Raw genomic sequence first — 26101 nt, forward strand, 5'->3', positions numbered from 1 at the left:
CTCAATGCTGCTCTAGGGCAATGGGTAGGCTGAGACGCTGAATGCCCCGCGCGTTGCGCGGCTCACGGTGGGGAAGGACGGTCCGAAACGAAAAGCACCGACAAGACAATCATTGTGATACACGCCGAGGCCGCCACCAACGCCCAGGCCATGGGACGGGCATGGGCGGATGAAAACACTCACAAATATGGCGGCGCCCCCTGCGGCACCGTCTACCTAGGCGCCCTCACAGGAATCCTGCTGGCGCTCCGCTTTCACACCGACCCCCAGCGCCTCGCCATCAAAACCGACTGCCATCAGGCGATCGTCGCAATCGAAGCCGCACGATCAGGACATAAACCGACGACGCCATCCAGCCGCAAGAACTTCCCCCTCATCCAAGCGGTGCTTGACGAAATCAGCCGCCACAACGCCCCTGTGTCTTTCCATGACATTGACGAAGAAACGCCTGTGATGGCGCTGAAAACCGCCAGGCTCTTCGCCAAACAGCAATTACAGGCCTTCACCAAAGACCCCAAGCGCGCACCGACGGGGATTCCGCGCGTAACGATGGATGTGATGATTAGCCGTCGCCTCATCTCGGAAGCATCGATTGCACAAGCCAAGGAGAGCGCGAAAGCCCAGCAAAACGCGAAGGCGTTGAACCAACAACAAACCGGCAAACCGGCACGGGCCAACAAACCTACGACCAAGTAAAACGCGACCAAGCAAAGCAACAAGCTCGCCAAACAAACTGAGGCGCTACCAAACGTCGGCAAGAACAATGCCAGCACCATCCGCGACGGCAAAACGGCGAATGACGCCGTGGCATCGCGCAACAATGTCACGTCCAGCAACGTGACAGCAAGCGACGCTGCCGAAGCCATCACGGCCCACGTCCAGCACACCGCAGCGAGCGCCCCTGCGCCAATCCATGCAGCCCATGCGGCGCCATCACAAGGTTCAGGAACGCCCACGCCGGTGCCCCACCAGCCCAACCCGGCACTCCGCGAGCCTGCTTCCAAGGTACCGGCACCGCCTCGTCCGCGTCACGCGGCCGTTGAAACGGAAGCGGACGAACCTCAGGAATCGCAACTGCTCGAACTGTTGCACAGCACCGTGCGCAATCTTCGTTCCAGCGCGAAAGCGTTGCGGGCCACGGCGCAGGCGTATGATTCCGCGCTCAAGCACGCCAAGGACGCCACGCCGGGAATCGACGGCAACCCCATCACGCCGCTGTCTGAGAAGCCGCTGCGCAAGGCGCGCAAGCACACGAAAGCCGCGGCATTGGAATACGAGAAAGCCGCGGAAGAACTGGAACAATTCCTCAACAGCTATGGGGATACCGACAGCGTTTCTGCCCAGGAATCCCTGCATGCCGCGAGGTGGAACCAATGACAGGCACGCATACCATCCATATCTCCACTGACGGCAGCTTTCTACTCGGGGCCCGCCCCGTGACCGGCTGGGCATGGGTGGACCACACCACCGGGCTGCATGATTGCGGCGGTTCCCTCGGCGGCAATATCCAGCTGGGCGAATTATGCGCGATCTTGCAGGCATTGCGTTCGCATCCGGGCGCCGAAAAGCTGGTGATTGAGTCGGATTCGCGCGACGCAATTGAGTATTCCACGAAGCGCGAAAGCACATGATCCCAAACCGGTTGGTTGAAGGACAACGGCAATCCCGCGCCATACTTCCTTTCGGTGATCCGCGCCATCCACATGGAGATGGAAGAACGCGAAGGCCCGATCGACTTCGTCTGGGTCAAGGGACACGCGGGCGACAAATTCAATGAGCAGGCCGACCAGTTTGCGCGCGGATACGCCACGATGTGCCGCGACTTCCACGCGCCGTCGAAGATTCCCTCCGAAGCGCAGATAGACCTGATGCGCGTGCCGCTGCAACTGGCGGGGCGCGTGATTCAAACCGGCACCGATGACATGATGCAGGCGCTCGACCCCGACAATTCCGCCGCCGCCAAGGCCGCCGCCTCCCGCGCGGCGATGGCCGCCGCCAATACCGTGGGGGTCGTTCCCGTGACGGTTCACCACACGCCGGGCGCAGATGACAATCATGACGCGGACAGCCCCACGGCAGGCGATACCGCGGATACCCACACCGCGGATGCCGCCGCCATAGATACCGCCGCTGCGACGCACACGCAGCGAGTTGTGAGCTCAGAGCGTTCTGTGAACTCGCAGCCTTCTGCGGACTTACAGGAAGGACTCCTGCAAGCACAGTTGCTGTACGGCCTCACCGCCACGCTACGCAAGGCGACGCATGCGCAGCAAGATGCCGCCGAGCGTTATGCAAAGGCGGCGAGCATCCCGCCCTCCGCGCGCGTGGCTGATGCCGAAGACAATCTCAAAAAGGCGGCGAAACGCCAGGAATCCCTCGCCCGAGTCATTCGTGAACTGGTCGAAACACTGATCTGATCCGACTGATCAACCCGTCCGACTGCCCCATCCGGACCATCCGATCGTCCCGCTCTCCGGCTGACTCACGACCTCCCCTCCCTCATCACGCTGCATGATGGCGCGCTTGCCGTTGTATATGTGATTATTCGCCGTTGCGCATCGTTGCGCATCGTCGCGCGTACGGTTGCCGTTGGACAGGAGTAGGGTAGGGAACATTATGACTTTTTCTGAACATCCCGATATCACGGGCGGTCAGACGCCCGGTGCCACGTCCGGCGTCACGCCGAGCACAACGCCGAGCGCGACGCCTGCCGCCGAATCCCGTGACGCCTCCCGTTCCACATCCGTCTCGTCCGTTTCTTCCGCCTCGTCCAAGACATCCGGCACATCCGCCGCACCAAGGCGTCCAGGGGCCGCGCCAGGGTGCGCAACCGCCGCATCCGTCGAAAGTCTCGATAAAAACAATCAGATGGAACGCGGCCTGACCAACCGCCACGTGCAATTCATCGCCATCGGTGGCACGATCGGCACCGGCCTGTTCCTCGGTTCCGGCAAATCCATCGCGCTCACCGGCCCAAGCATCATCCTCGTGTATATCGCGGTCGGCGCGATTATGTTCCTGCTGATGCGCGCCATCGGCGAAATGATGTATCGCGATCCCAGCCAGCACACCTTCATCAACTTCATCGACCGGTATCTCGGCCGCGGCTGGGGCAAATTCGCCGGCTGGTCGTATTGGATCGTCCTCGTGCTCATCGGCATGACCGAAATCACAGCGGTCAGCACGTATTTCGTCACGTTCTTCCGCACTTTCGGTATCGAGCTGGGTGCGTGGAAATGGCTGATTGAGTTGTGTTTCCTCGCATCTCTTACCACCATCAACCTGATTGCCGTCAAAGCGTTTGGCGAAGCGGAATTCTGGTTCTCGATGATCAAGATCACGTTGATCGTCGCGATGATTGTCACAGCCATCGTCATGGTGGTTATCGGCTACCATTACCCTGCCGTCCATATCGCCGGATCTGACGGCGTCAGCCCCGCCGGGCACGCCGGCTTCGACAACCTGTGGAACGGCTTCTCCTTCGCGCCCAACGGCTGGCTGGCCTTCCTCATGAGCTTTCAGATGGTGTTCTTCGCCTACGAAATGATTGAATTTGTCGGCGTCACCGTCTCCGAAACCCAGAACCCGCGTAAAGTGCTGCCGAAGGCGATCAACGAGATCATCATGCGCGTGCTTATCTTCTACGTGGGCGCGCTGCTGGCGATCATGGTTATCGTGCCGTGGCGCAGCTTCAAGCCCAACGCCGACGGCTCCTTCGCCTCGCCGTTCATCATGGTGTTCCGCTACGCGGGCCTCGACTGGGCTGCCGCGCTGGTGTTCTTCGTTGTCATCACCGCCGCGTCCAGCGCGCTCAACTCGCTGCTCTACTCGGCGGGACGCCACCTGTACCAGCTCGCCGTGGACTCGCCGTCGCCGCAGCTCAGCAAGCTTGGTGTCGTCTCAAGCCGCCGTGTGCCGGCCCGCGCGATTCTCGTATCCGCCGCGCTGATTCTCCTGTCGCCGATCATCAACGCGTTCCCGAAGATGTCCAGTGCGTTCGTGCTGTTCGCCAGTGCCTCCAGCGCGGTGATCATCTTCATCTACATCCTCACGATGATCGCGCACGAACGGTATCGTCGCTCGCCGGACTTCATCGCCGACGGCTTCCTGATGCCCGCCTACCGGTTCACCGATGCGCTCGCGATTGCGTTCTTCGTGTTCGTGTACGTGACGCTGTTCCTCGCTGCGGACACGCGCGGCCCGGCCGTCGCCGGATTGGTGTGGCTGCTGGTGTTCGGCGGGTACTGCCTGCTGCACGAACGCTACCAGAACCGCGACCTTGAGCAGGCGCTGCAGTAGGCCATCGCGGCGCGGCCTGCGGGCGTCTGCAATACGGCCAGCCCACCTCACTCTCACAGGAGGAGGCGTTGCGGTAGGCGGTGCGGCTTGTGGGCGGTGCCGGTGGGCTGATTTGGGTTGACCGGACGGCTGAATGAATGATGTTTTCCGTTGGAATTTGGGAGTTCAGGCCGGTCCGGTTCTTTGGGCGGTGTTCTCCCGGAAGAAGTTGCAGATATTGCGATTCGCCGATGTTCTCCCACTCGAATCCGGGAGTTTGTGAACATTGCGCGCTTCTGGGCAATATCTCCCAAATGAGAATGTTGGAATTCCGCGGTTCTTGAATTTGCCCCGACACCGCTATTGGGGAGAACATCATCGGATTCGCATATTCGTGGTAATCTCCCACGAATAACCGGGAGTTGTTCTTCTGACGGCAGGTTGGTGGACGTTCTCCCGCAGTCCATGTGAGTTCAGTCGGGCATGTGGCCCGATGGCGTCGGCCGCGTATTCTTCGTGCGGGAATTTCTTGTCTGCTGACGTCTGTCAGCCGGTCTGTTCTTGCTGCTGTGAATCGGCAATCGATGAGAAACCGTACTGCGACTTGCCGGCTGTGTCGAGCGGAATTTACGTGGTCGGCGGTCCAAGCTGGCGGTCTGCGTTAACCTTAACCCACGATTTGCATAAGATCTAACCCATGATTTGCATAAACCCTAATCCACGATTTGCATACAATGCGCCCGCAGTTGGCAGGTGTCCGCGGTTGGCAGATGCCCGCGTGAGTATCTGGTCTATCTGTAGTACCGGAAGCGTGTATCTCGTCTATCTGTAGTACTTCCCGAGTTGTATCTGCGTTATCTGTGTTCGTGAATGCCCGATATCGCATGTATGGACCGCGGAATTCCAACGGCGCTACTCGGGGTATCGGGTACCGACGAACACAGATAAGCGAGATAGCCTCCGCGAGGTACTACACATAACGCAGATAGACGCAAATCGGGGTGCAATGCCTTGACGTGTGCTGTGCCGGGCAAGTGTACTGCCGGCTTGTCCCGCTGTGCTTCTGTTGTCTTGGCCCAGTGTGCCCTCTGATACGCATGTTATGTTGTGCGATTGTCCGCCGAAAACTCGGCTCCAACCCGGATGAAAGCAGGAGCGGCATCCAGTGCGCGATGCCACTGTGAACACAACTCCAACCCGGAAGAGGACGGCATAGAGCATGCGGCGGTGGCTGGCAATCGGCGCTGAGTGACTGCAACCGCCACATGTCTGAGCACAACACTCAGTGCAGGTAATCCGCCGCATTCGTCGGGCTTGACGGTACGGCATGGCCTTCGGTCACCGTGCCCAGCCCGGACAGGTACGCCTCGCGTCCCGCCTCAATCGCATGCTTGAACGCCCTCGCCATGAGCGGGATGTTGCCGGCGCTCGCGATGGCCGTGTACGCCATCACCGCGTCCGCGCCCATCTCCATCGCTTCGGCCGCCTGACTCGGCCGGCCGATTCCGGCGTCGATAATCACCGGCACGTGCGCGTTGGCGATGATCACTTCGATGAAATCACGCATCCGCAGCCCTTTGTTCGAGCCGATCAGCGAACCGAGCGGCATGACGCACGCGGCGCCCGCCTCCTCGAGTTGCCGTGCGGCAATGGGGTCGGGGAACATGTACGGCATGACGACGAATCCTTCATTGGCGAGGATTTCCGTGGCTTTGATGGTTTCTCGGTTGTCCGGCAGCAGGTATTTCGTCTCATGTTCGATTTCGATTTTCACGAAATCCGTCTGGCATACTTCGCGGGCGAGCCGGGCGATGCGTACCGCGTCTTTTGCGTTGCGCGCGCCGGATGTGTTCGGCAGCATTGTGATGCCCTTGGGAATGTAGTCGAGCAGGTTGTTGTCGGTGGTGCGGCAGCGGCGCAACGCCATGGTGACGATCTGGGTGCCTGCGTTCTCGATGGTCGCCTTGATGAGGTTCAGGTCGTACCGGCCGGACCCCAAGATGAAGCGGCTGGTGAACTTATGCCCGCTGAGGATCAGCGGGTCGGATTCGCCGGTGGCGATGGAATCGTAGGCGTGTGCGTCCGGCTCGGGCAGGATCGCGGTGTTGGTCGCGGTGCCGACCAGTTCGTCGAGACTGGGTTCGGCGTTGTTTTGCGCTGTTGCGTTGTCGGTTGTAGTACTCATGAGTGTGCTCCTGTGTCTGAGTTGGTGGCGTATGCGTGCCCGCCGGTGTGCCGTTTGTGACGAACCGGCAGGCACGCGTACAGGCCGCGATTATGCGTCCTCTTCGCCGAGGATCAGCCGCGTGATCATGTTGGCTTCATGACAGGCGACCACGCCGACGCGCGGCGCCATCAGCCCGGCTCCCGGCTTGGGTGCGGTCTCCCCATCGCCGCAGAAGTAGAAGTTCCTGAACACCCGCTTGGTGTGTACGAGGTTCGAGCTGCGGTAGCCCGCCATGCCGCTGGCGGACACGAGTTTCTTGTCCGGCAGATTTTCGAGCACCGCGTTGACGAGCATGGTCTTGTTTTCCGGCACGTCGAACGCCTCGCAGATGATGTCCTCATGCTCGAACAGGGTCGGCACGTTCTCATCGGTGACTTTCACAGTGTCGATGGTGATGTCGGTGAATGGGTTGATCTGCTTGAGGTTCGCCTGCAGCGCCTCGGTTTTGTACTGGCCGAGATCCTTGAGGAAGTACTGCTGACGGTTGAGGTTGGTCATGTCGACGCGGTCGAAATCAATGAGGTGCAGGTGTCCGACCCCGATGCGCGTCAGCGCGACGGCGATGGTCGATCCGAGCCCGCCGAGTCCACAAATCGCCACATGCGCGGCGTCGAGCTTGTCTTGCGTGGCGGCGGTGTGCCGGTCGAGCAGGGCCGCACGGATCTCCTCGCGGCTGACGAGTGTGGTCGGGTCGGGCAGGCTGTCGAAGGCCTGCTGTCGTGCGGCGGTCTGTTCGGGGGTCGCTGAGAGTGTGCATGTCATAGTGTGCTCTGGTGGTTGAAATAGATATAACAGTGATTGGTGAAGTGTATTGATTTCTCGGTGAATAATGCCAAGGCCGCTGTGTGGCGGGCCTACCGCCGCAGGCTGGGCTCAGCCGCCCTGCACGAAAGCGACGATTTCGACGGTGTCGCCGTCGTGCAGCATGACTTCGCTGCGTTTGTTGCGTGGCACGATGTCGCCGTTGAGCTCGACGGCCACGCGTTCGGGGCGAAGCCCGCGTTCTTCGATGAGCTCTGTGACACTGATTGGCGCCTCCAGCGTCTCGCGCTGTCCGTTGACGATCATGATAATCCTCCCGTCGTGCTGTCCGCCCATGCTGGTTGCCGGTGAGGCGGCGACCATGTGTCACCTGCTGCCAGTCGAGCGTGGCAGGACAAACAAAAACGGGTCAGTGGAAGAAATCGTACCTATTGGGCGGTGCGCTCCTTCATGACCCGGTCATGCTTGTTCTGTTATTCGGTTGTTTCACGAACAGGATCCGTCTGATTCGTGTTCGGCACGATGATGATGGCGCCGCACTTGCGACGGGGAAGGAAGCGTATGCACGCCGTCCGACCGTCGGTCGAATCATCGGGGATTGGGCAAACGCCAAGGGGAATCACGGAACGAACAATCGCATACTTACGGCGGCATTACCCGCATCAAGTTGACGGTCGAAGTCGTAGCTTCCTCTCAGCCCTTGCGGGCTCCCGTTCGGTTGTGAGGCCATCCTAGGCAACGCCCCCGGACAAGCGCGGACCGGTGGGCGGCGTGGCCGCACGCTTGGAGGTTGACGGATTGTCCGACGTCGTGGTGACAGTGGTGATATGAGTTTCGATGATGGACAAGAACGCCGCGAACACAATCGTGCGATGGTGGACAAATACCTGCATTCCGGACACGGCGATGCGCTGCTGCACCGGCATAAACTGTTCTGCGAAGACGGGATTTCCGGATTGTGGACATCGGATTCCGGCGAGCCGGTTTTCGCCCAAGGACGCGAGAATATCGCGAAATACGACGTGTGGTCATCCGAGCATTTCCCCGATTGGACATGGAGCAATATCACTATTTGGACAACGGATGATCCCGACCGTGTGTGGGCCGAGTGCGATGGCGAGGGCAATATCAATCTGCCTGGCCATGACCCGGTGTTCTACCGCAATCATTTCATTTATTCGTTCGAAATGCGAGACGGGCTGATCTACCGCGAACGCGAGTTCATGAATCCGATAGTCGAGATGCGGGCGCTGGGCATGCAGACCCCGACGATTGAACTCGGTGATTTCCCGAGCGACTGAGCGGGGCGGAACGTACGGCGGCGGCGTGTCGCAGCGACGGGCGGCGTCTGGAGGCGTCGCTTGGAGGCGGCGCGGAAACAGCGGAAGAACGGCGAGGTGAGACGAATGGGCGAGATGGATAATCGGAGCGTTCTAGGCGATACTGGCGATTTGAGTGCGGTGAACGGCGTGCGTAACGTGAAGGGTGAACGTGACGCGAATGTCGGCCGTGATCTGCGCAGCGTACGCGACGGACGACTCGCGGGCTTTGATATCCCGCGCATCGGCATGGGGACGATGGCGCTCGCGATTGAGGGGCGTCCGGATCGTGAGACCGCCATTGAGACGATTCATGCGGCGCTTGACGAAGGTGTCCGATATCTGGACACGGCGTGGTCGTACTATCTGCCCAGTCGCCCGGGAACCGGTGAGCCGGAGGATCTCGGCTATGGTGAGCGATTGGTGCGTGACGCGCTCGCCTCGTGGGATGGCCCTCGTGAACGCGTTCTGGTCGCCACGAAAACCGGGTATCGGCGAACCTGCGAGGCGGTTGCGGCCGGCGGGGATACCGGGGCTTCCGGGACTTCCGCGGCCGGTGTTTCCCGTGAAACACCCGACGCGAAGAACGCCGTCGAACCGGCCCGCCAGCATTTGCAGGCCGCAGGCAGCCGTTATGGCTGGATGGCGGATTCACGGCCGGAGACCATGATTCGCGACGCGAAGGAATCGGCGGCGCATCTCGGGGTAGAGGCACTTGATTTGTTGTATTCGCACGGTCCGGACCCGGCGGTGCCGTACGCCGACCAGGTCGGAGCGCTGCGCGATTTGCTGGATGCGGGCGTCATCAGATATGCCGGAATCTCGCGCGTGAACCGCGAGCAGATTGATATCGCGCGGGGCATACTTGGCGACAAGCTGATCGCCGTGCAAAATCAGTTCTCGCCGTCACACCCCGACCCGGAACATACGTTGGAATACTGCGAACAGTTGGGGTTGGCGTTCGTGTGCTGGAGTCCGCTCGGTGGCTTCCTCGATCCGGTCGATCAGCATGCCTACGACCAGTTCCGCGAGGTCGCCGCGAAACTCGGTGTCTCCCACCAGCGGGTGACGCTCGCCTGGGAGCTGGCGCAATACCCGCGTCTGTTCACCATCCCCAGCGCTCGCAATCCGCAGGAAATCCACGATTCCTTCGCCGCCACGTGGCTCGAACTCACCTCGGACGACCTCGCCCTCCTCAACGCTTCCGTCGCCGCCCGCCGGCAGACGATGGCTGCTGGAATGTGATGCTGGTTCGCTAGTCACGGTTGTGCGTAATCTGCGGGAATGCTGCGACTTTACTGATGGGTGTGTTTCTGCCATATTTGCCACGAGTATAGAAAAGTATGCAGTGTATAGCTATAGGAATGTATAGCGCCGTATAGCGGTGTATAAGTCCGTATAAATCAGGATGTTCTGCCTGCCGGCCGCCGGTTTGCCGGAAACGCCGCTCTCAATCGCAACTGAACATCATCGCTCGTCGGAACCGCGCAGCACCGCACAATCAGCCCGGAAATCATCACGGAAACGAACATTTTGATTGTTCGCATGTGACGCCACTCACATTCCTGCGCCCGCGGAAAAAGCCTGATACAGTCGTGCGGGCAGGGATGCGGAGGTGTTAACCGAACATCTCTGCACTCGCTGCGGAGAGGAAGTTATGGCAACCACCACCCAGCCGATTTCACCATCATCCACCCGTCCGTCCGGCGCTGCACCCGTCGCGCCAAATCCGGCGGCCCGCACCCCGAGTCGCCTTGACAATCGTTGGATGCGCGCGGTCGTCCCCGCGCTGCTCATCCACATCTCCATCGGCACGGTCTACTGCTGGAGCGTGTTCAAACAGCTCATCGCCGACCAGATGCACGTCGCGCCGAGCACCATCGAATGGGGCTTCTCGCTCGCGATCTTCTTCCTCGGCATGTCCGCCGCGTTCTTGGGGCCGGTCGTGGAAAAGGACATCCGCCGCTCCGCGCTGATCAGCCTGGTCTGCTTTGTCGCCGGATTCGCCGGCACGGGCGCAAGTATCGCCGCCGGTTGGCTCCCCGGCGTGTTCATCTGCTATGGCGCGATTATGGGCGTCGGTCTGGGCGTCGGCTATCTCACGCCGGTCAAGAACCTCATGTTGTGGTTCTCCGACAACAAAGGCCTGGCCACGGGCATCGCGGTCGCTGGCTTCGGCCTCGCCAAGGCAATCGCCAGCCCGGTGATGACCTGGCTCATCGCCTCCGTCGGTCTTGTGAACATGTTCTACGTGCTTGCCGTGGTGTACGCGATCATGATGTTCGCCGGATTCCTGCTGATTCGCCGCCCCGCGGGCTACGTGTACTCCGCCGCCGCGCGTGTCAGGCGTCGCGCGGTGATGCGTCGACCCGTGTTCTGGGCGATCTGGCTTGCCTTCTATCTCAATATCACGTGCGGCCTCGCGCTGATTTCGCAGGAAAAGGACATTCTGCATGATGCGCTTGCGGTGATGCCGCGCTTCGCCGGGCTTGATGCTGCTGCGTTTGCGACTGCGACCGCCGGCGTAATCAGCACGGTGCTGGCGGTTGACGCGGTGTTCAACGCGGTCGGCCGACTGGGCTTCTCCACGCTGTCCGACCACTGCCGTCGCCGAGAAACCAGCTACGTGGTGATTTTCGTGATGTCGGTCGTCGTCTGCCTGCTGCAGGTGGTGTTCCATTCGATCGACAACGGCACGTTGTGGATGATTCTCGTGATGCTGTTCCTGGTCAACGCGGGCTACGGCGGCGGTTTCTCCACGCTGCCGGTGCTGTTGGAGCAGCATTTCGGCATGTCTTCGGTTTCGACCGTGCACGGGCTCGCGCTGAGCGCATGGGCGTTCGCCGGATTGTCCGGCAATCAGCTGGCGTCCTTCGTGGTCACGCATGCCGCCGACCAATCGCACCGCTACGCTGGCCTGATTCCGGTGCTCGCCGTGTTATACGCGGTCGCATTGGTGGCAATCCTGCTGGTCATGCGTGATCGCAAGTCCGCGGATGAGCGCGATGTCGTGAACGTCGCGGCGTGAATGTCCGAACTGGCGCCGGTGGCCGCTCGCGGTCGTCGGCGCTCGCCCGGTAACAACTGACAGGCCGTCTGTACCCCGTACTTTGCGGGATGCAGACGGCCTGCCGAATATGTGACGCGATTTCCGCGCGTTATCTGGGCTGCGAAAACCACAAGCGACGTCAGCGGTACACCGCGAAACCGGCGGTGAAGCTGATCTTCTTCTGCACGGCGAGGGCCAGCTGCAGGAATCCGAAGGCTTCAAGCTCGCGCGCACGCTTCAGGGCGCCCGCGTCGATGGCGTCGAGACCGCCCGCCTTCACCAGGTCGATGAACGCGGCCTTGGCGGCATCGTCATCACCGGCGACCAGCACGGTGGACTGGGCGTCGCCGGTCTTCTTGGAGGCGATGTTCGCGGCGAACACGGTGTTGAACGCCTTGAGCACGTGCGACTTGGGGAGTTTGGCCTGCAATTCGGCGGCTGCGGAGCTGTCGGCCGGCACGACGAGCGAATCGAAGGTGGAGAAGTCCAGCGGGTTGGTGATATCGACGACGGTCTTGCCTTCCAGCTGGTCGCCGTACTGCTCGGCGATGGATGCGAGGGCCGGGTAGGGGACGGCGAGCACGACGATGTCGCCCTCGATGGTCGGGTTCTCGAAGTGCGAATCGAGCGACTGGACGGTTGCGCCGGCGTCCTCGAAGACGCTCTTGATTGCGGTGCCCATGTTGCCGGTGCCGAAAATCGTGATGGTTGCCATGGTGGTTCCTTTCGTGTCGGCGGATGTGTACCGCCCGCTGTGCTTCTGGTTGCGGTGTGTCCGCGGTGGTCTTGCGTCCACTGTGTCGGCCGCTTTGCTTGTGCTTGCTTGTTGTTGCTTGTGTTCGTCGCGTCCGTGTGTGTGATGCTGCGGAGCAACTAACAATTTGTTAGTGATGAGACGATGCTACCACTAACTTTTTGTTAGCGCATCCGGCGTGTCGTCGGTACAATGGATGGCATGACTTCCTCCGAGAACCCGAAGAATCCGCATCGTTTCAACGTTTTTGCTGCGGCGTGCCCGTCGCGCAAACTGCTGAATGACGTCACGCGCCGCTGGAGCATCCTCGTGCTCGCCACCCTGCTGGACGGGGCGTTGCGCTTCGGGCAGATTCGTGAGCGGGTTGATGGCATCAGCGACCGTATGCTGTCCGCGACGTTGGGTGCGCTCGCAGAAGACCGGTTGATTGTCAAGGATGACGCCGACGGAACGTATGTGCTGACCGAGCCTGGACGTCAGATTGCCCGGCAGAGCCTCGACCTGTTCGACAGCCTCTATCTCGCGCTTGATGAGATCGTCAACGCCCGGCAGGCGGGGAGCGGTGCGGCTGGGGCGTCGGCTGGGGTGGTGGCGCCGGATGATGTTGCTGGATCGTCGGATGGCGCGGCTGGGGCGCCCGCTGGTGCGGCTAGTTGATTCCATGATTGCCGGCGTCGTAGTGTGAGGAATTCCTCGTACAACGACCACCTTCGCGGCCGGCTCTCCGTATCCGGGCCGCTGACGCCGTCGTCGCGTGAGCGGATCATCGCATAATGACCATTTCCCGGGCCAAATCTCCGGCCCCGGATTGTCCGTCTGGCCACTATGTGAGCTCATCCTCACGCAGCGGTACCTGATTCGGTTTCCCGCGCAGCATATTATCCATCGTCAATATTTGACACAGTAAAATATGAAGAGTATAAACAGTCCGGAGTGATACAGGAAACCGGAAAGGAGCTTGCTGTGGCATTTGAAGATGACGCGCTCGAACGCATGCATGCCATCATGTCCGGAAGCCATTCGGCCATGATGGACCACATGAATCGCGTCCATCGTGGCGAGCCGGCAGTGATGCGCGAACTGGCAACCCAAGGCGCATGCACGCCGGGCCACCTTGCCGAAGTGACCCGCAACAGCCCGGGCCGTATCTCGGCGATTCTCGCGGCACTGGAGAAAAAGGGCTGGGCGACCCGCACGGTAGATCCGGAAAACCGTCGGCGGGTTATCGTGCGCATCACCCCGGAGGGCCGCAAGTTGGTTGCGTTCCACCGGCAGATGAGAGAGGAACGGCTGCGCTGGATCTTCGGGCAGATGGGGGAGCGCGGCACCGCGGAATTCTTGGATTTGCTCGCGCAGTTCATGGTCTACACCAGCCTGTGCGGCCCAGATGCCCAAGCCCCCGATGAGGCGGCGATCGCCAAGGCTTTCGAAGACAACGGCCTGCAATATCGGCCGGCGGAAGACCGCGAGAACATCAAACTGACGGCAGCCCGGCCGGAAGAATACCCGTTCGCCGATACGGGCACCGCTGCCGACACCGCCATGCCCGCCGATCAAGACGCCGCCGCACCTGCCTCCGCGTCCACACGCGAATAACCCGTTCAACAATCAACACCGGTTCCCGTATCCGAAAGGACCAATTGTGATACGAATCTGCAAATACCTCTCCAAGGCCGAATGGTTCCAGCTGTTCGTCGGCCTGCTGTTCATCGTCGCCGGCGTCTGGCTCCAACTCAAGCTGCCCGATTACATGGCCGACATCACCCGGCTCGTGGAAACCCCGAACAGCGAAATGCATGACGTGTGGGTCGCCGGCGGCAAGATGCTCGCCGTGGCGCTCGGCGCCATGCTCACGACCGTCGCCGTCGGTTTCATCACCGCGCGCGTATCCGCATCCTTCACCCAGCGGCTGCGCTCCATGCAGTTCCGCCGCGTGGAGTCCTTCGGTCCCGAGGAGCTGAACCGCTTCTCCACTGCGAGCCTTATCACCCGCTCCACCAATGATGTCACCCAGATCCAGATGTTCCTCACCATGGGCCTGCTCATGCTCGTGCAGTCGCCGATCATGGCCGTGTGGGCAATCGCCAAGATCGCCGGCAAAGGTGTCGAATGGACGGCCGCGACAGGCGTGTCGCTCGTGCTGGTCATGGGCGCCGTCGCCATCATCATGGCCATGGTCATGCCGAAATTCCGCAGCATGCAGGCCCTGACCGACAACATCAACCGTGTGGCCCGCGAGAACCTCACCGGCCTGCGCGTGGTGCGCGCCTACAACGCCGAGGACTACCAGCAAGGCAAGTTCGACAAGGCGAACCGCGACCTGACCGACACCCAGCTGTTCGCCAACCGCGCGATGTCCGTCATGATGCCGCTCATGAATACCGTCATGAACGGCCTGACCCTCGCCGTGTACTGGATCGGCGCGTACCTCATCGACGCGGCCGGCCTCATGGACAAGCTCACGCTGTTTTCCAACATGGTCGTGTTCTCCAGCTACGCCATCCAGGTCATCATGAGCTTCCTCATGATGAGCATGGTGTTCGTGCTGTGGCCTCGCGCCGACGTGTCCGCCAAGCGCATCCTCGAGGTGCTCGACACCGAGCCGCATGTCACCGACGGCACACGCACGGAGGGTGCGAAGAACGCGGACGGCACGCCGGTGCGCGGACGTGTGGAATTCCGCGACGTGAGCTTCACCTACCCCGATGCGCGCGAACCCATGCTCGAACACGTGAGCTTCACCGCACAGTCCGGCCAGACCGTCGCCTTCATCGGCTCCACCGGCTCCGGCAAGACCACGCTTGTGAACCTCGTGCCGCGTTTTTATGACGCCACCGGCGGCCAGGTGCTCGTCGACGGCGTGGACGTGAAGGACTACACCTTGCAGTCGCTACGCGACAAGATCGGCTATGTGCCGCAGCAGTCCGTGATGTTCAAGGGAACCGTCGCCTCGAACGTGGCGTTCGGCGACAAAAGCCAGGCCGGCGTACTGCCGGCGGGCGAGAGCATGACGGACGTCGAGATCGCCGACACCTCCACCCCGCAGGGGCGTGCACGCGAAAAGGCGCTGCTCGCGGAATCCGAGCACGGCACTACGCTGAGCGAGGCGCAGATGGAAGACGTACGCCAGGCCGTGGCCGTCGCGAAGGCCGATGAATTCGTCACCCGCATGGACGGCACCTACGAGGCGCCGATCGCCCAGGGCGGCACGAACGTGTCCGGCGGGCAGAAACAGCGCCTGTCGATCGCGCGGGCCGTATGGCGGCACCCTGAAATCCTCGTCTTCGACGATTCCTTCTCCGCGCTTGACTTCCGCACCGACCACGATGTGCGCGAGGCGCTCGCCCGCGAGGCCGGGGACGCGACGAAACTCATCGTCGCCCAGCGCATCGGCACGATCATGGACGCCGACCGGATCATCGTGCTCGACCAAGGGCGCGTCGTGGGCCAAGGCACGCACAAGGAACTGCTGCGTGACTGCGAAGTCTACCGCCAGATCGCCGAAAGCCAGCTGAGCGAAGCCGAACTCGCCTCCTGACGCCGCCGGCGCGTGACACAACCGGCGCGAATCGCCGGAGCTGCTATCTTTCTTAGCTTTCCTGAAAGGAACATTCACATGCCAGGACCAATGGGTCACGGGCCGGGAGCCCGGGGCGCGGCCGAAAAGCCGCAGGATTTCAATGCCGTCATGGGCAAGCTCGCGCACTACAGCAAACGCTACCTGCCCGCCATCATCATCGCGCTCGTTCTGGGCGCGTTCGGCACGGTCTGCCAGATCGTCGGACCGGACAAGCTCAAGGACATCACCAACGAGATCACCAAGGGCCTGCCCGCCATCGTGCACGGCAGGCCGGTGCTCAACAGCATCGACCTGGACGCCGTCACTCATATCGGGTTCACCCTGGTCGCGCTGCACGTCGGGTACGCGCTGCTCAGCTACGCGCAAAGCTGGATCATGGCCACCATCAGCCAGCGCACCGCGCAAAGCCTGCGTGATGACATCTCCAAGAAGATCAACCGCCTCCCGCTGCGTTACTTCGACAACACGAGCTACGGCGACGTGCTCAGCCGCATCACCAACGATGTCGACGCCATCGGCCAGACGCTGGGGCAGAGCCTCGGCGCGCTCGTCACGTCGATCACGCTGTTCGTCGGCGCGCTCGTCATGATGTTCGCCAACAACGTCACGCTGACGCTGACCGCCATCGGCGTGAGCATCATCGGTCTCGTGCTCATGATGCTCATCATGCGCTTCTCGCAGAAGTACTTCGCCCAGCAGCAGCTCGCGCTCGGCCAGACCAACGGGCATGTGGAGGAGATGTACGCCGGTCACGTGATCGTCAAGGCCTACTCCGGCGAAGCGGATTCGATCCGCCAGTTCGAACGCTACAACGACAGCCTGTACGAATCCGGATGGAAATCGCAGTTCCTGTCGGGCCTCATGATGCCGTTCATGACCTTCATCGGCAACCTCGGCTACGTGGCCGTATGCGTGGTCGGCGCGGCGCTCGCGATGGACGGGCGCATCGAGTTCGGCGTCATCGTGGCGTTCATGATGTACATCCGCCTGTTCACGCAGCCGCTCGCCCAGTTCGCGCAGGCCATGCAGAACCTGCAGCGGTGCGGTGCGGCGTCGGAGCGCGTGTTCGGCTTCCTCGAGGAGCCGGAGATGAGCGTCGACGCGACCGGCAGCTTCGCCGAGCATCGCGCCCAGATCGAGGCGGCACAAGGCCATGCACACGCCAGTGACGCGTTGGGCGACCGGGCCCGCGGCGACGTGGACTTCGACCATGTGCGCTTCGGCTACAAGCCCGACACGCCGGTCATCCATGATTTCAGCGCCAGCGTGAAAGCCGGGCAGAAAGTCGCGATCGTCGGGCCGACGGGTGCCGGCAAGACCACGATGGTCAACCTGCTCATGCGCTTCTACGAGCTGGATGACGGCGAAATCCGCATCGACGGCGTGCCGACGGCGTCCATCCCGCGCTCCGAGGTGCACCGCCAGTTCTCCATGGTGTTGCAAGACACCTGGGTGTTCCAGGGCACTGTGCGCGACAACATCGTGTACGACAAGCAGGGCGTGACCGACGAGCAGGTGCGGGCCGCCGCGAAGGCAGTAGGACTTGACCGCTTCATCGAATCACTGCCGGAAGGCTATGACACCGTGCTTGACGACAAGGCCGCGCTGTCCGCTGGGCAGAAGCAGCTGCTCACCATCGCCCGCGCGATGGTGCAGGACGCGCCGATTCTGATTCTCGACGAGGCGACGTCATCGGTGGATACGCGTACTGAGGAGCTCATCCAGAAGGCCATGGACCAGTTGACTGTCGGCCGTACGAGCTTCGTGATCGCTCACCGCCTGAGCACGATTCGCAACGCGGACATGATTCTCGTTATGAACCACGGCGACATCATCGAACGTGGCACGCATCAGGAACTGCTCGACAAGGGCGGCTTCTACGCCGACCTGTACAACAGCCAGTTCGCCTCGCTCGTCGCGTGAGGTGCAGGGCGGGGTGTCGAGTCCGGTGCCTTGCGTTTGATGCCGCGTGTTTGGCGTCTCGCGTTTAGCGTTGTTTTCATCGTCCCTTATTATCACTTAGCCACTAAGTGATAATAAGGGACGATGTCATTATCAGTTACCGGCTAAGTGATAATAAGCGCGAATTGGGGGTCGCTGTGTGAGGATTGGCTCGCACGGTGGTGCTCCCGGACATTGATGCCGGCTTCGGAGCATAAGCCCGGGGTCAGTATGTGAGGATTGGCTCGCAATCTGGCGGGTTGGGCGGTTCAGGTTTGGTGATTTGGTTTGGTCGGGGGTCATCGTGTGAGGATTTCCTCGCATGGTGGCGGTGCTGATGGTTCGGGTCGTGCGGTCTGGTCGGTGAGACGGTCGTTGTGGCACCGCGTCCACGCCCGCGTTACCGACAACCGCACGTACCCCCGCGCCAATACGCCGGCAACATGATGATCACCTGAAGAGCCTGCGCCTGAAACCTTCGCACCTCCTCAGAGCAACCCAGCAAAACCGCACAATTCCGACGATTTCACCCCACGGTGTCCACATTGTGGACATAAATCGTCTCAGGATGAGGTTATCGAAAAGTTCAATATAAGGACAAGCCATTTACATATCCGCAATCCTCGCGTATAAAAGGAACCCAGCAATAGATTGAGACGAGGTTTACTCGAGTAAGGCCAAAAGCCCGAAGAACCTTTGCCTGACGGCGTTTGACGGATTCACCCGATCACGTGTCGCGCGCGTCTGTGGCATTCAGAATCAGCATTTCATGCGACATTCTGACGAATTCTCACGATTATTCCCAGAATCTTTTGTAGAGAGGAAGATTCCTGATGAACGCAAAGTTCTTCGGCAAGACGACCGCCATCGCGGCGGCCGCGGCCATGATGATGTCCATGGCGGCCTGCTCCGGTGGCAGCATGGACGATTCCAGCAACTCCGCCGGCGCAGCCAGCGGCAACACGATCACGCTCGGCAGCATCACCACGAATTCCGGCACCGCCGCAGCGTACGGCGAGGCTGAGCTCAAGGGCTTCAAGCTGGCGATCAGCGAGATCAACGCCAAGGGCGGCCTGAACGGCAAGAAGATCAAGCTGGAAAGCATGGATGACAAGGGCGACGCCACCGAAGCGTCAAACGCCTTCAACAAGCTGGCCGGCGACAACAGTGTGCTCGCCGTGCTCGGCCCGACGATCTCCTCGACCACCGCGGCCGTCGCGCCTCTGGCCGATCAGTCGAAGCTCCCGGCCATCGCACCGGCGGCGACCTCCGACTCCATCGCCACCGGCGGCTACCTGTTCCGCACCTGCTTCAAGGATTCCTACCAGGGTGAGATCGCGGCCAAGTTCGCCGCCGAGACCCTGAAGGTCAAGAAGGTCGCCGTGCTGTACGGCACCGGCGACCCGTACTCCTCCGGCGTGGGCAAGGCCTTCGCCGCCGCGGCCAAGAAGGCCGGCCTCGACGTGGTCGACGAGGAGAACTCCTCCAGCGCCGACGACACCGAGTACTCCTCGCAGCTGCAGAAGATTCAGGCGTCCGGTGCTGAGTTCCTGTACGCGCCGTACTACTATTCGGTCGCTGGCCCGTACATCATCCCGCAGGCTCGTTCGCTCGGCTACAAGGGCTACGTCATGGGCCCCGATGGCTACGACGGCCTGAAGCTCACTGGCGACAAGTCCCAGTACGACAAGGTGCTGTACACCACGCACTATTCGCCTGACGACACCTCGAACAGCAAGGTGCAGGACTTCATCAAGTCCTACAAGAAGGCCAACAACAATCAGGAGCCGAACACCTTCACCGCACTCGCGTACGATTCCGTGTACATGTTCAAGCAGGCTTACGAGAAGGCCGGCAAGAACGCTACCCGCGAGCAGGTGCGCAACGCGATTTCCGGCATGTCCTTCAGCGGCGTGACCGGCAAGTTCACGCTCGACAAGAAGGGTTCGCCGAACAAGTCCGTGATCGTTCTTGAGCTCAAGGACGGCAAGCCGACGTACCGCACCACCATCCAGCCGTCCACCAAGTGAGGCTGACTGCCGTGCGCGCCCGAAACCCCAAGGATTCCAAGGGGGATTCGAAAGGTGCAAACGGCAACAATCCCATGTGAAGGAGAGGGCCGATTCCGGCCCTCTCCATTCGCGTACTAGCGGTCTTTCCAGGCGGCGTCCCGCTTACACGCAAATTTCTTTGCGCTTGCGTTCGTTGATTCACTGAGTCAGGAATTGGCGAGCACACCGATACACATTCACACACTGACACATTCACACACATTCACCCACATACACACACACGAAAGGAGGAATGATGAGCGGTTTCGTCATGTTCATCAGCCAGATTTTCAACGGCCTGAAGATCGGCAGCGTGTACGCGCTCGTGGCGCTCGGCTACACGATGGTCTACGGCATCATCCGACTGCTGAACTTCGCCCACGGCGACTTCATCATGATCGGCGCATATACGCTGATGCTCAGCATTCCAGCACTCGCCGTCATGGGCTTGCCCGCATGGACGGCTGTCATTCCCGCAACCTTGGTCTGCGCGCTGGTCGGCGTGCTCGTCGAACGCCTGGCGTACAAGCCGGTGCGCGAGAAGGGCAACAGCATGACCGCCCTGATCACCGCCATCGCCATGAGCTTGCTGCTTGAAAACGGCTCACAGGCGATTTTCGGCGCCGACTACAAGACCGTCCCCACTATCGTTTCGATTCCGACCCTGACGATCGGCCAGCTGAAGATTGACGGCGCGACCATCGTATCCATTGTGCTCGGCGTCATCATGATGGTCGCCATGCAGCTGTACGTCAAGCGCACGAAGCAAGGCAAGGCCATGCGCGCGGTGTCCGAAGACAAGGAAGCGTCCCTGCTCATGGGCATTAACGTGAACGGCACGATTACCCTGACCTTCGCCATCGGCTCGGGTCTCGCCGCCATCGCCGCGCTCATGTACTGCGTGTCCTACCCGCAGGTGTCCCCGACGATGGGCATGATGCTCGGCCTGAAAGCCTTCGTGGCGGCTGTGCTCGGCGGCATCGGCTCGATTCCTGGCGCTATGGTCGGCGGTTTGGCGATCGGCCTGATCGAAAGCCTGACGAAAGCCTATATCGGCACGATTACCGGCGGCGTGATCACGTCCGCGTTCTCCGACGCGATCGTGTTCGCAATCCTCATCATCGTGCTGCTCGTACGCCCGTCCGGCCTGATGGGCGAGCCTGAGACGGAGAAGGTGTGACGATGAAGAAATCCGCGCTTTCCATGAAACAGTCCTATATCGTGTGCGCTGTGGGTATCGCCGTGCTGTTCGGCCTGCTGATGGCGGTATGCGAATCCGGGGCCGCGAACACGTATATCAAGGGCATCCTGATGACCTGCTGCATCGCGGTCATCATGACCACGTCCCTGAACCTGACGGTCGGCGTGCTCGGCCAGCTGACACTCGGCTGCTGCGGTTTTGAGATGATCGGCGCCTACTCCGCAGCCCTGCTCAGCAAGCTGATTGTCGCCAAGGGCATCGCGATGGACCCGACCGCTCGCTTCCTGCTCACGATTTTCGTGGGCGCTGTAATCGCTTGCATTTTCGGCATTCTGGTCGGTATTCCGGCGCTGCGTCTGCATGGCGATTACCTGGCGATTATCACCCTCGGCTTCGGCGAGATTATCCGCGTCGTGCTGCAGAACATCCCCGCAGCCGGCGGTGTCGGCCTTGATAAGGGCCAGGCCGGTCAGGCGCTTATCGGCATCGACCGTATCGCCAACCTGTACGTGGTGTTCTGGATCACCGTGATTACTGTCGTGTTGCTGTTCATGTTCGCGCGTTCCCGCTACGGCCGTGCGGTCAAGGCGATTCGCGACGACGAGATCGCGGCCAGCGCATCCGGTTTGAACGTTACATACCTTAAGGTGCTCGTGTTCGCGATTTCCGCGTTCTTCGCAGGGCTCGCCGGCGGCATTTACGCGCAGTACATGGGTTCGCTCACCCCGGCGTACGCGGGCTGGCTGCAATCCACGAACTACGTGATCATGGTCGTGTTCGGCGGCATGGGTTCGCTCACCGGCTCGATCCTGTCGGCTATCGTGCTCACGATTCTGCCGGAGGCGCTGCGCGCGTTCTCCGACTACCGCATGCTCGCCTACTCGGTGGTGCTGGTCGTGTTCATGATCTTCCGCCCGCAAGGCATCTTCGGTTCGTGGGAGTTCTCGCTGCCGAAGCTCATCAACCGCATCGTCTACCGCAACGGTCGCGGCGGCGCGGCGAAAGCGGCCATCGCGGCAGAAACCGTGGAATCTGGCGACGTGACTGCAACAGCGGCCGCAGCGGAAACTGTGCAATCCGCACAATCCGCCGGAAAGGAGGCGTGAGATGACTGAACAACCGATTCTGCGCGCCGAGCATCTCGGCATCACCTTCGGTGGTCTGCGCGCTGTCGACGATTTCAACATGACCATCAACAAGGGCGAGCTTGTCGGCCTGATCGGCCCGAACGGCGCCGGCAAGACGACCGTGTTCAACCTGCTCACCGGCGTGTACAAGCCCACCGACGGCGAATTCTGGCTGGACGGCGAGAAAATGAACGGCAAGAAGACCTACCAGGTCGTGCGCGCCGGCATCGCCCGAACCTTCCAGAACATCCGCCTGTTCAAGCAGATGACCGTCGAGGAAAACGTGCTTGTCGCGTTCAACGAATCCTTCAGCTACCACATGGGTGGCGCGATCTTCCGCACCCCGCGTTTCTGGCGCGAGGAACGCGAGATGCACCAGAAAGCCATTGATTTGTTGCGGATTTTCAAGCTCGAAGGCCTCGCCCAGACGCAGGCGGCGAACCTGCCGTATGGCGCCCAGCGCAAGCTTGAAATCGCGCGTGCGCTCGCGACCGGCATGAAGCTGCTGCTGCTTGACGAGCCGGCTGCCGGCATGAACCCGACCGAGACTGAGGACCTGCTCGAATGCATCAACACGATCCGCGACCGGTTCGGTATCGCGATTCTGCTGATCGAGCATGATATGAGCCTCGTGATGAACGTGTGCCAGCGCATCCAGGTGCTTGATTACGGGCGCACGATTGCGTCTGGCCTGCCTGAGGAGATTGCGCACAACCCTCGCGTGATTTCCGCTTACCTTGGCAGTGACGAGGATGAGGATGACGCGGCTGATGAGGCTGAGGGCGATGCGGCTGCGGACGGTAACGCGGCTGACGGCAACGTAACCGATGGCAAGGAGGAGCACGATGCTTGATATCAAGAACCTGAGCGTATCCTACGGTGCCATCGACGCGGTCAAGGGCATCAGCCTGCATGTGGATGACGGCGAGATCGTGTCGCTGATCGGTGCGAACGGCGCCGGCAAGACCACGACCTTGCACACCATCACCGGGCTGGTTCCGGCGAAGTCCGGCAGTATCGTGTTCAACGGCCAGGACCTGCTGAAAACCAAGGCGAACAAGATTGTGACCCTCGGTATGGCGCATGTTCCTGAAGGCCGTCACGTGTTCACGCGTATGAGCGTGCAGGAGAACCTTGAAATGGGTGCGTACAGCCTCAAGGACACCTCGCATGTGGCTGAGGATCTGGACAAGGTGTACACGTATTTCCCGCGGCTCAAGGAGCGTCGTCGCCAGCTGGCGGGCACGCTCTCCGGCGGTGAACAGCAGATGGTCGCGATGGGCAGGGCGATGATGAGCCGGCCGAACACCATTCTGATGGACGAACCGTCGATGGGTCTGTCGCCGAAACTGGTCAAGGAGATCTTCCGCATCATCGAAAAGCTGCACGATGAAGGCATCACTGTGCTGCTGGTCGAGCAGAACGCGAAAATGGCTCTGTCGATTGCCGACCGCGCGTACGTGCTGGAAACCGGCCGCATCACCATGGAAGGCAAGGCCAGCGACCTGCTCCATGACGAGAAGGTGCGCAAGGCGTATCTCGGTGCGTGAGTGCCGTTTGCGCTGATGGCCAGCGCAGACGTGTGAAGGGGAGTGACGGGGACCCTAGCGTGGGTCCCGGTCACTCCCCCTTGCTGTTGTTTGGGGGTTTAGGGGTCGTTTGGGTATTTGGGCGGTTGGGGGTTGCCGATTCTGTCCGTGGCGTGACTGCCCGGTCGCACTACACCGCACTACTCCTTGCACACGTCGACCCATTTGTCGGCGCCGGAGACGTCGTAGAGTTCGTCGGGCGTGAGTTTCACCGCGCTGTGGCCGTCGCCGCCCGCGGGGTAGACGGTGTCGAATTCGCGCAGACTGCGGTCAAGGTAGACGCGCATACCACCTATGATTCCGAGAAAGGCACCCTGTCCACCATCAGGTGAGGTATTTGGGAACCAAGGTTATTGCTGAGAATCCTCGCAGGCGTTGCAATCTTTGTGCATTCGGCCCGCCATACTCCGACTGCCGATTCTTCTCCGTTGAATGCCCATACCCGTCAGCAGCGAACGTGAATGCGCGATAGACTGCTGTAAGACCGGCAATGAAGTCCGACACGGACACGGAGGCGTTCTCATGGATGAGACACAGCACGACAATACGCGCAACATAAGCGGTGGCACTGAGCCAGCTGCACAGGCGGCTACACCGACCGGCGGCAGGCAGAGCGAGCAGGACGCCGCAAACGTTCGCAACGTACAAGGCGCTCAAGCCGCTCAAGACACTGCGTCGGCTACCGGGGAAACCTCCTCACCAGTTGCTTCGCCAGGCGCAGCACAAACGGCATCGCCAGCCGCTGCGCCCGAATCACTGCCTGGCTCCAAAATCCGCGCATTCGCCATCGGACAGTTCGGCTGGGCGCTCCTGTCCGGCATCATCTCCAACTGGCTCGTGTACTTCTATCAGCCGGACGCCGAAACCATCCGCCAAGGTCAAACCGTCTTCGTGCCGCAAGGCCTCGCCATTCTCGGCATCGTGACCGTGGTCGGCGGCATCACCGCATTCGCGCGGTTCTTCGACGCGTTCGTCGACCCGGCAGTCGCCAGCCTGTCCGACCGCTGCCGTTCCCCGCGCGGCCGCCGCATGCCGTTCCTGCGTCTCGCCGCGCTACCGCTCGCCATCATCACCGTGCTCGTGTTCTGGAGCCCGATTAACGGCACCAGCTGGCTGAACGCGGCCTTCCTGTTCGTCGCCGTCATCGCCTACTACGTGGCGCTCACCTTCTACTGCACGCCATACAACGCGCTAATCGCAGAACTCGGTCACAACTCCAAACAGCAGCTCGCCATTTCCACCGCCATCTCGTTCACATGGGTTGCCGGTACTGCGCTGGCTTACGTTGCGCCCGTCATCTGGGGTGCGTTCGTGCCGTCCATGGGCCGTGTGCCTGCCATTCGGCTCACCTTCACGTTGATGGCGATTGTCGCGTTCATCTGCATGCTCGTTCCGCCGCTCGCCATTGACGAGAAACGCTACGTGCGCTCGCAGCCGACCAGCGAATCCACGCTGGAATCGTTGAAACAGACCTTCGGAGACGTGCAATTCCGCCGTTTCGTAGGATCTGACGTGATTTACTGGGTGGCGATCACCACCTTCCAGACCGGGCTGCCGTTCTTCGTGACCAGTCTGCTGAAACTGCCTGAATCCGTGACCACCGTGTACTTCGTGCTCATGACCGCGGTATCCGTGCTGTTCTACGTGCCAGTGAACATGCTCGCGAACCGGGTGGGCAAGAAGCGGCTGCTGCTCATCGCTTTTGTGATCTTCACGGTTGCGTTCGCGTTCGCGGGGTTGCTTGGATCCGGCGTGATCAGTGCGATTCCGCCGATGGTGCAGGGCGTGCTGCTGTCGGTGGTCGGTGCGGTGCCGATGGCCGCGTTCGGTATTCTGCCGCAGGCGATTGTCGCGAACATCGCGGATGCCAGCGCGAAGACCACCGGTCAGGACCGTCAGGGCATGTTCTATGCTGCCCGCACCTTCGCCATGAAGATGGGGCAGAGCGTGGCGATGCTGCTGTTCACCGGCGTGAGCACCATCGGCGCGGCGGCCGGAACCGGATATCGTGTCGCGGCAATCTGCGCGGCCGTGTTGTGCGCAATCGGCGGCTTCATCTTCGCGTTCTACGACGAGCACAAGGTGCTGGCCGTGCTGGAATCGTGAGCGTGGCGCGGCGGTGTGCCGCGGTGCTGGTGTGCCGTCGTGCTGGATACGCACCCGCCGTGCGACTGTGTGGTTGCACGGCGGGTGGATTGGTTTGGTTGTCGGAGTGATTGGCGG

General features: G+C 61.3%; 23 protein-coding genes. 18 read left to right on the forward strand and 5 right to left on the reverse strand.

Translation table 11 applies throughout. The features are described from left to right. Window positions 1-114 precede the first annotated feature (114 nt). The 5 genes from ACZ41G_RS00580 to ACZ41G_RS00600 all read left to right on the forward strand — a co-directional run bounded on the left by ACZ41G_RS00580 (window position 115) and on the right by ACZ41G_RS00600 (window position 4299). Window positions 115-696, forward strand: coding sequence for a hypothetical protein (locus ACZ41G_RS00580; RefSeq protein ID WP_464145356.1), 582 nt, complete (start codon window positions 115-117; stop codon window positions 694-696). Between the two features lie 108 nt (window positions 697-804). Further along, window positions 805-1377, forward strand: a complete 573-nt coding sequence (locus ACZ41G_RS00585) for a hypothetical protein (protein WP_464145358.1) — start codon at window positions 805-807, stop codon at window positions 1375-1377. After that, complete coding sequence (locus ACZ41G_RS00590; RefSeq protein ID WP_464145360.1) at window positions 1374-1631, forward strand: ribonuclease H family protein; 258 nt, start codon at window positions 1374-1376, stop codon at window positions 1629-1631. The genes ACZ41G_RS00585 and ACZ41G_RS00590 overlap by 4 nt, the downstream gene beginning before the upstream one ends. A 15-nt stretch (window positions 1632-1646) precedes the next feature. Then, a complete protein-coding gene (locus tag ACZ41G_RS00595; protein ID WP_464145362.1) occupies window positions 1647-2417 on the forward strand; it encodes a hypothetical protein in 771 nt (256 codons plus the stop codon). Window positions 2418-2616: 199 nt separating this feature from the next. Next, window positions 2617-4299, forward strand: a complete 1683-nt coding sequence (locus ACZ41G_RS00600) for an amino acid permease (RefSeq protein WP_464145364.1) — start codon at window positions 2617-2619, stop codon at window positions 4297-4299. 1261 nt (window positions 4300-5560) lie between these two features. On the opposite strand, the gene ACZ41G_RS00605 is transcribed toward ACZ41G_RS00600, so the two are convergent. The 3 genes from ACZ41G_RS00605 to thiS form a co-directional block, all read right to left on the reverse strand. Next, window positions 5561-6463 (reverse strand): thiazole synthase, encoded by a 903-nt coding sequence (locus ACZ41G_RS00605; RefSeq protein WP_273302793.1) that lies wholly within the window; start codon window positions 6461-6463, stop codon window positions 5561-5563. 90 nt (window positions 6464-6553) lie between these two features. Next, window positions 6554-7267 (reverse strand): sulfur carrier protein ThiS adenylyltransferase ThiF, encoded by a 714-nt coding sequence (gene thiF, locus ACZ41G_RS00610; protein WP_464145366.1) that lies wholly within the window; start codon window positions 7265-7267, stop codon window positions 6554-6556. 111 nt (window positions 7268-7378) lie between these two features. Continuing rightward, window positions 7379-7573, reverse strand: coding sequence for a sulfur carrier protein ThiS (gene thiS / locus ACZ41G_RS00615; RefSeq protein ID WP_033506561.1), 195 nt, complete (start codon window positions 7571-7573; stop codon window positions 7379-7381). Window positions 7574-8094: 521 nt separating this feature from the next. Here thiS and ACZ41G_RS00620 point away from each other — a divergent pair. The 3 genes from ACZ41G_RS00620 to ACZ41G_RS00630 all read left to right on the forward strand — a co-directional run bounded on the left by ACZ41G_RS00620 (window position 8095) and on the right by ACZ41G_RS00630 (window position 11614). Continuing rightward, a complete protein-coding gene (locus tag ACZ41G_RS00620; protein ID WP_464145367.1) occupies window positions 8095-8568 on the forward strand; it encodes a PhzA/PhzB family protein in 474 nt (157 codons plus the stop codon). A 267-nt stretch (window positions 8569-8835) separates the two neighbouring features. Beyond that, on the forward strand, window positions 8836-9831 hold the full coding sequence (locus tag ACZ41G_RS00625; protein WP_464146288.1) for an aldo/keto reductase: 996 nt from the start codon (window positions 8836-8838) through the stop codon (window positions 9829-9831). Window positions 9832-10354: 523 nt separating this feature from the next. Beyond that, window positions 10355-11614, forward strand: a complete 1260-nt coding sequence (locus ACZ41G_RS00630; protein WP_441481810.1) for an OFA family MFS transporter — start codon at window positions 10355-10357, stop codon at window positions 11612-11614. A 160-nt stretch (window positions 11615-11774) separates the two neighbouring features. Here the strand turns inward: ACZ41G_RS00630 and ACZ41G_RS00635 are convergent, their stop codons facing one another. Further along, entirely contained in the window at window positions 11775-12350 is a 576-nt protein-coding gene (locus ACZ41G_RS00635) for an NADPH-dependent F420 reductase (protein ID WP_464145369.1), read from the reverse strand. 240 nt (window positions 12351-12590) lie between these two features. On the opposite strand from ACZ41G_RS00635, the gene ACZ41G_RS00640 reads away from it, so the two are divergent. The 9 genes from ACZ41G_RS00640 to ACZ41G_RS00680 all read left to right on the forward strand — a co-directional run bounded on the left by ACZ41G_RS00640 (window position 12591) and on the right by ACZ41G_RS00680 (window position 23839). Then, window positions 12591-13046 carry a winged helix-turn-helix transcriptional regulator gene (locus ACZ41G_RS00640; RefSeq protein ID WP_464145371.1) on the forward strand — a complete coding sequence of 152 codons (456 nt, stop codon included), beginning with the start codon at window positions 12591-12593 and terminating at the stop codon, window positions 13044-13046. A 306-nt stretch (window positions 13047-13352) separates the two neighbouring features. Further along, window positions 13353-13985, forward strand: coding sequence for a MarR family winged helix-turn-helix transcriptional regulator (locus ACZ41G_RS00645; protein ID WP_464145372.1), 633 nt, complete (start codon window positions 13353-13355; stop codon window positions 13983-13985). A gap of 46 nt (window positions 13986-14031) precedes the next feature. Continuing rightward, window positions 14032-15927 carry an ABC transporter ATP-binding protein gene (locus ACZ41G_RS00650; protein WP_464145374.1) on the forward strand — a complete coding sequence of 632 codons (1896 nt, stop codon included), beginning with the start codon at window positions 14032-14034 and terminating at the stop codon, window positions 15925-15927. A gap of 90 nt (window positions 15928-16017) precedes the next feature. Beyond that, complete coding sequence (locus ACZ41G_RS00655) at window positions 16018-17892, forward strand: ABC transporter ATP-binding protein (RefSeq protein ID WP_464146290.1); 1875 nt, start codon at window positions 16018-16020, stop codon at window positions 17890-17892. An 851-nt stretch (window positions 17893-18743) separates the two neighbouring features. After that, window positions 18744-19940 carry an ABC transporter substrate-binding protein gene (locus ACZ41G_RS00660; RefSeq protein ID WP_015449690.1) on the forward strand — a complete coding sequence of 399 codons (1197 nt, stop codon included), beginning with the start codon at window positions 18744-18746 and terminating at the stop codon, window positions 19938-19940. A 277-nt stretch (window positions 19941-20217) separates the two neighbouring features. Then, window positions 20218-21141, forward strand: a complete 924-nt coding sequence (locus ACZ41G_RS00665; RefSeq protein ID WP_015449691.1) for a branched-chain amino acid ABC transporter permease — start codon at window positions 20218-20220, stop codon at window positions 21139-21141. Between the two features lie 2 nt (window positions 21142-21143). Beyond that, on the forward strand, window positions 21144-22268 hold the full coding sequence (locus tag ACZ41G_RS00670; RefSeq protein ID WP_033506575.1) for a branched-chain amino acid ABC transporter permease: 1125 nt from the start codon (window positions 21144-21146) through the stop codon (window positions 22266-22268). Between the two features lies 1 nt (window position 22269). Further along, the gene (locus tag ACZ41G_RS00675; RefSeq protein ID WP_033506577.1) at window positions 22270-23142 is read left to right on the forward strand and encodes an ABC transporter ATP-binding protein; all 873 of its coding nucleotides are present in this window, start codon (window positions 22270-22272) and stop codon (window positions 23140-23142) included. Then, a complete protein-coding gene (locus tag ACZ41G_RS00680; protein WP_033506578.1) occupies window positions 23135-23839 on the forward strand; it encodes an ABC transporter ATP-binding protein in 705 nt (234 codons plus the stop codon). The genes ACZ41G_RS00675 and ACZ41G_RS00680 overlap by 8 nt, the downstream gene beginning before the upstream one ends. A gap of 179 nt (window positions 23840-24018) precedes the next feature. On the opposite strand, the gene ACZ41G_RS00685 is transcribed toward ACZ41G_RS00680, so the two are convergent. After that, window positions 24019-24165 carry a hypothetical protein gene (locus ACZ41G_RS00685; protein ID WP_464145378.1) on the reverse strand — a complete coding sequence of 49 codons (147 nt, stop codon included), beginning with the start codon at window positions 24163-24165 and terminating at the stop codon, window positions 24019-24021. Between the two features lie 235 nt (window positions 24166-24400). On the opposite strand from ACZ41G_RS00685, the gene ACZ41G_RS00690 reads away from it, so the two are divergent. Beyond that, entirely contained in the window at window positions 24401-25984 is a 1584-nt protein-coding gene (locus tag ACZ41G_RS00690) for an MFS transporter (RefSeq protein ID WP_321046550.1), read from the forward strand. The last annotated feature ends 117 nt before the right edge of the window (window positions 25985-26101 follow it).

The organism is Bifidobacterium porcinum, assembly GCF_055378475.1.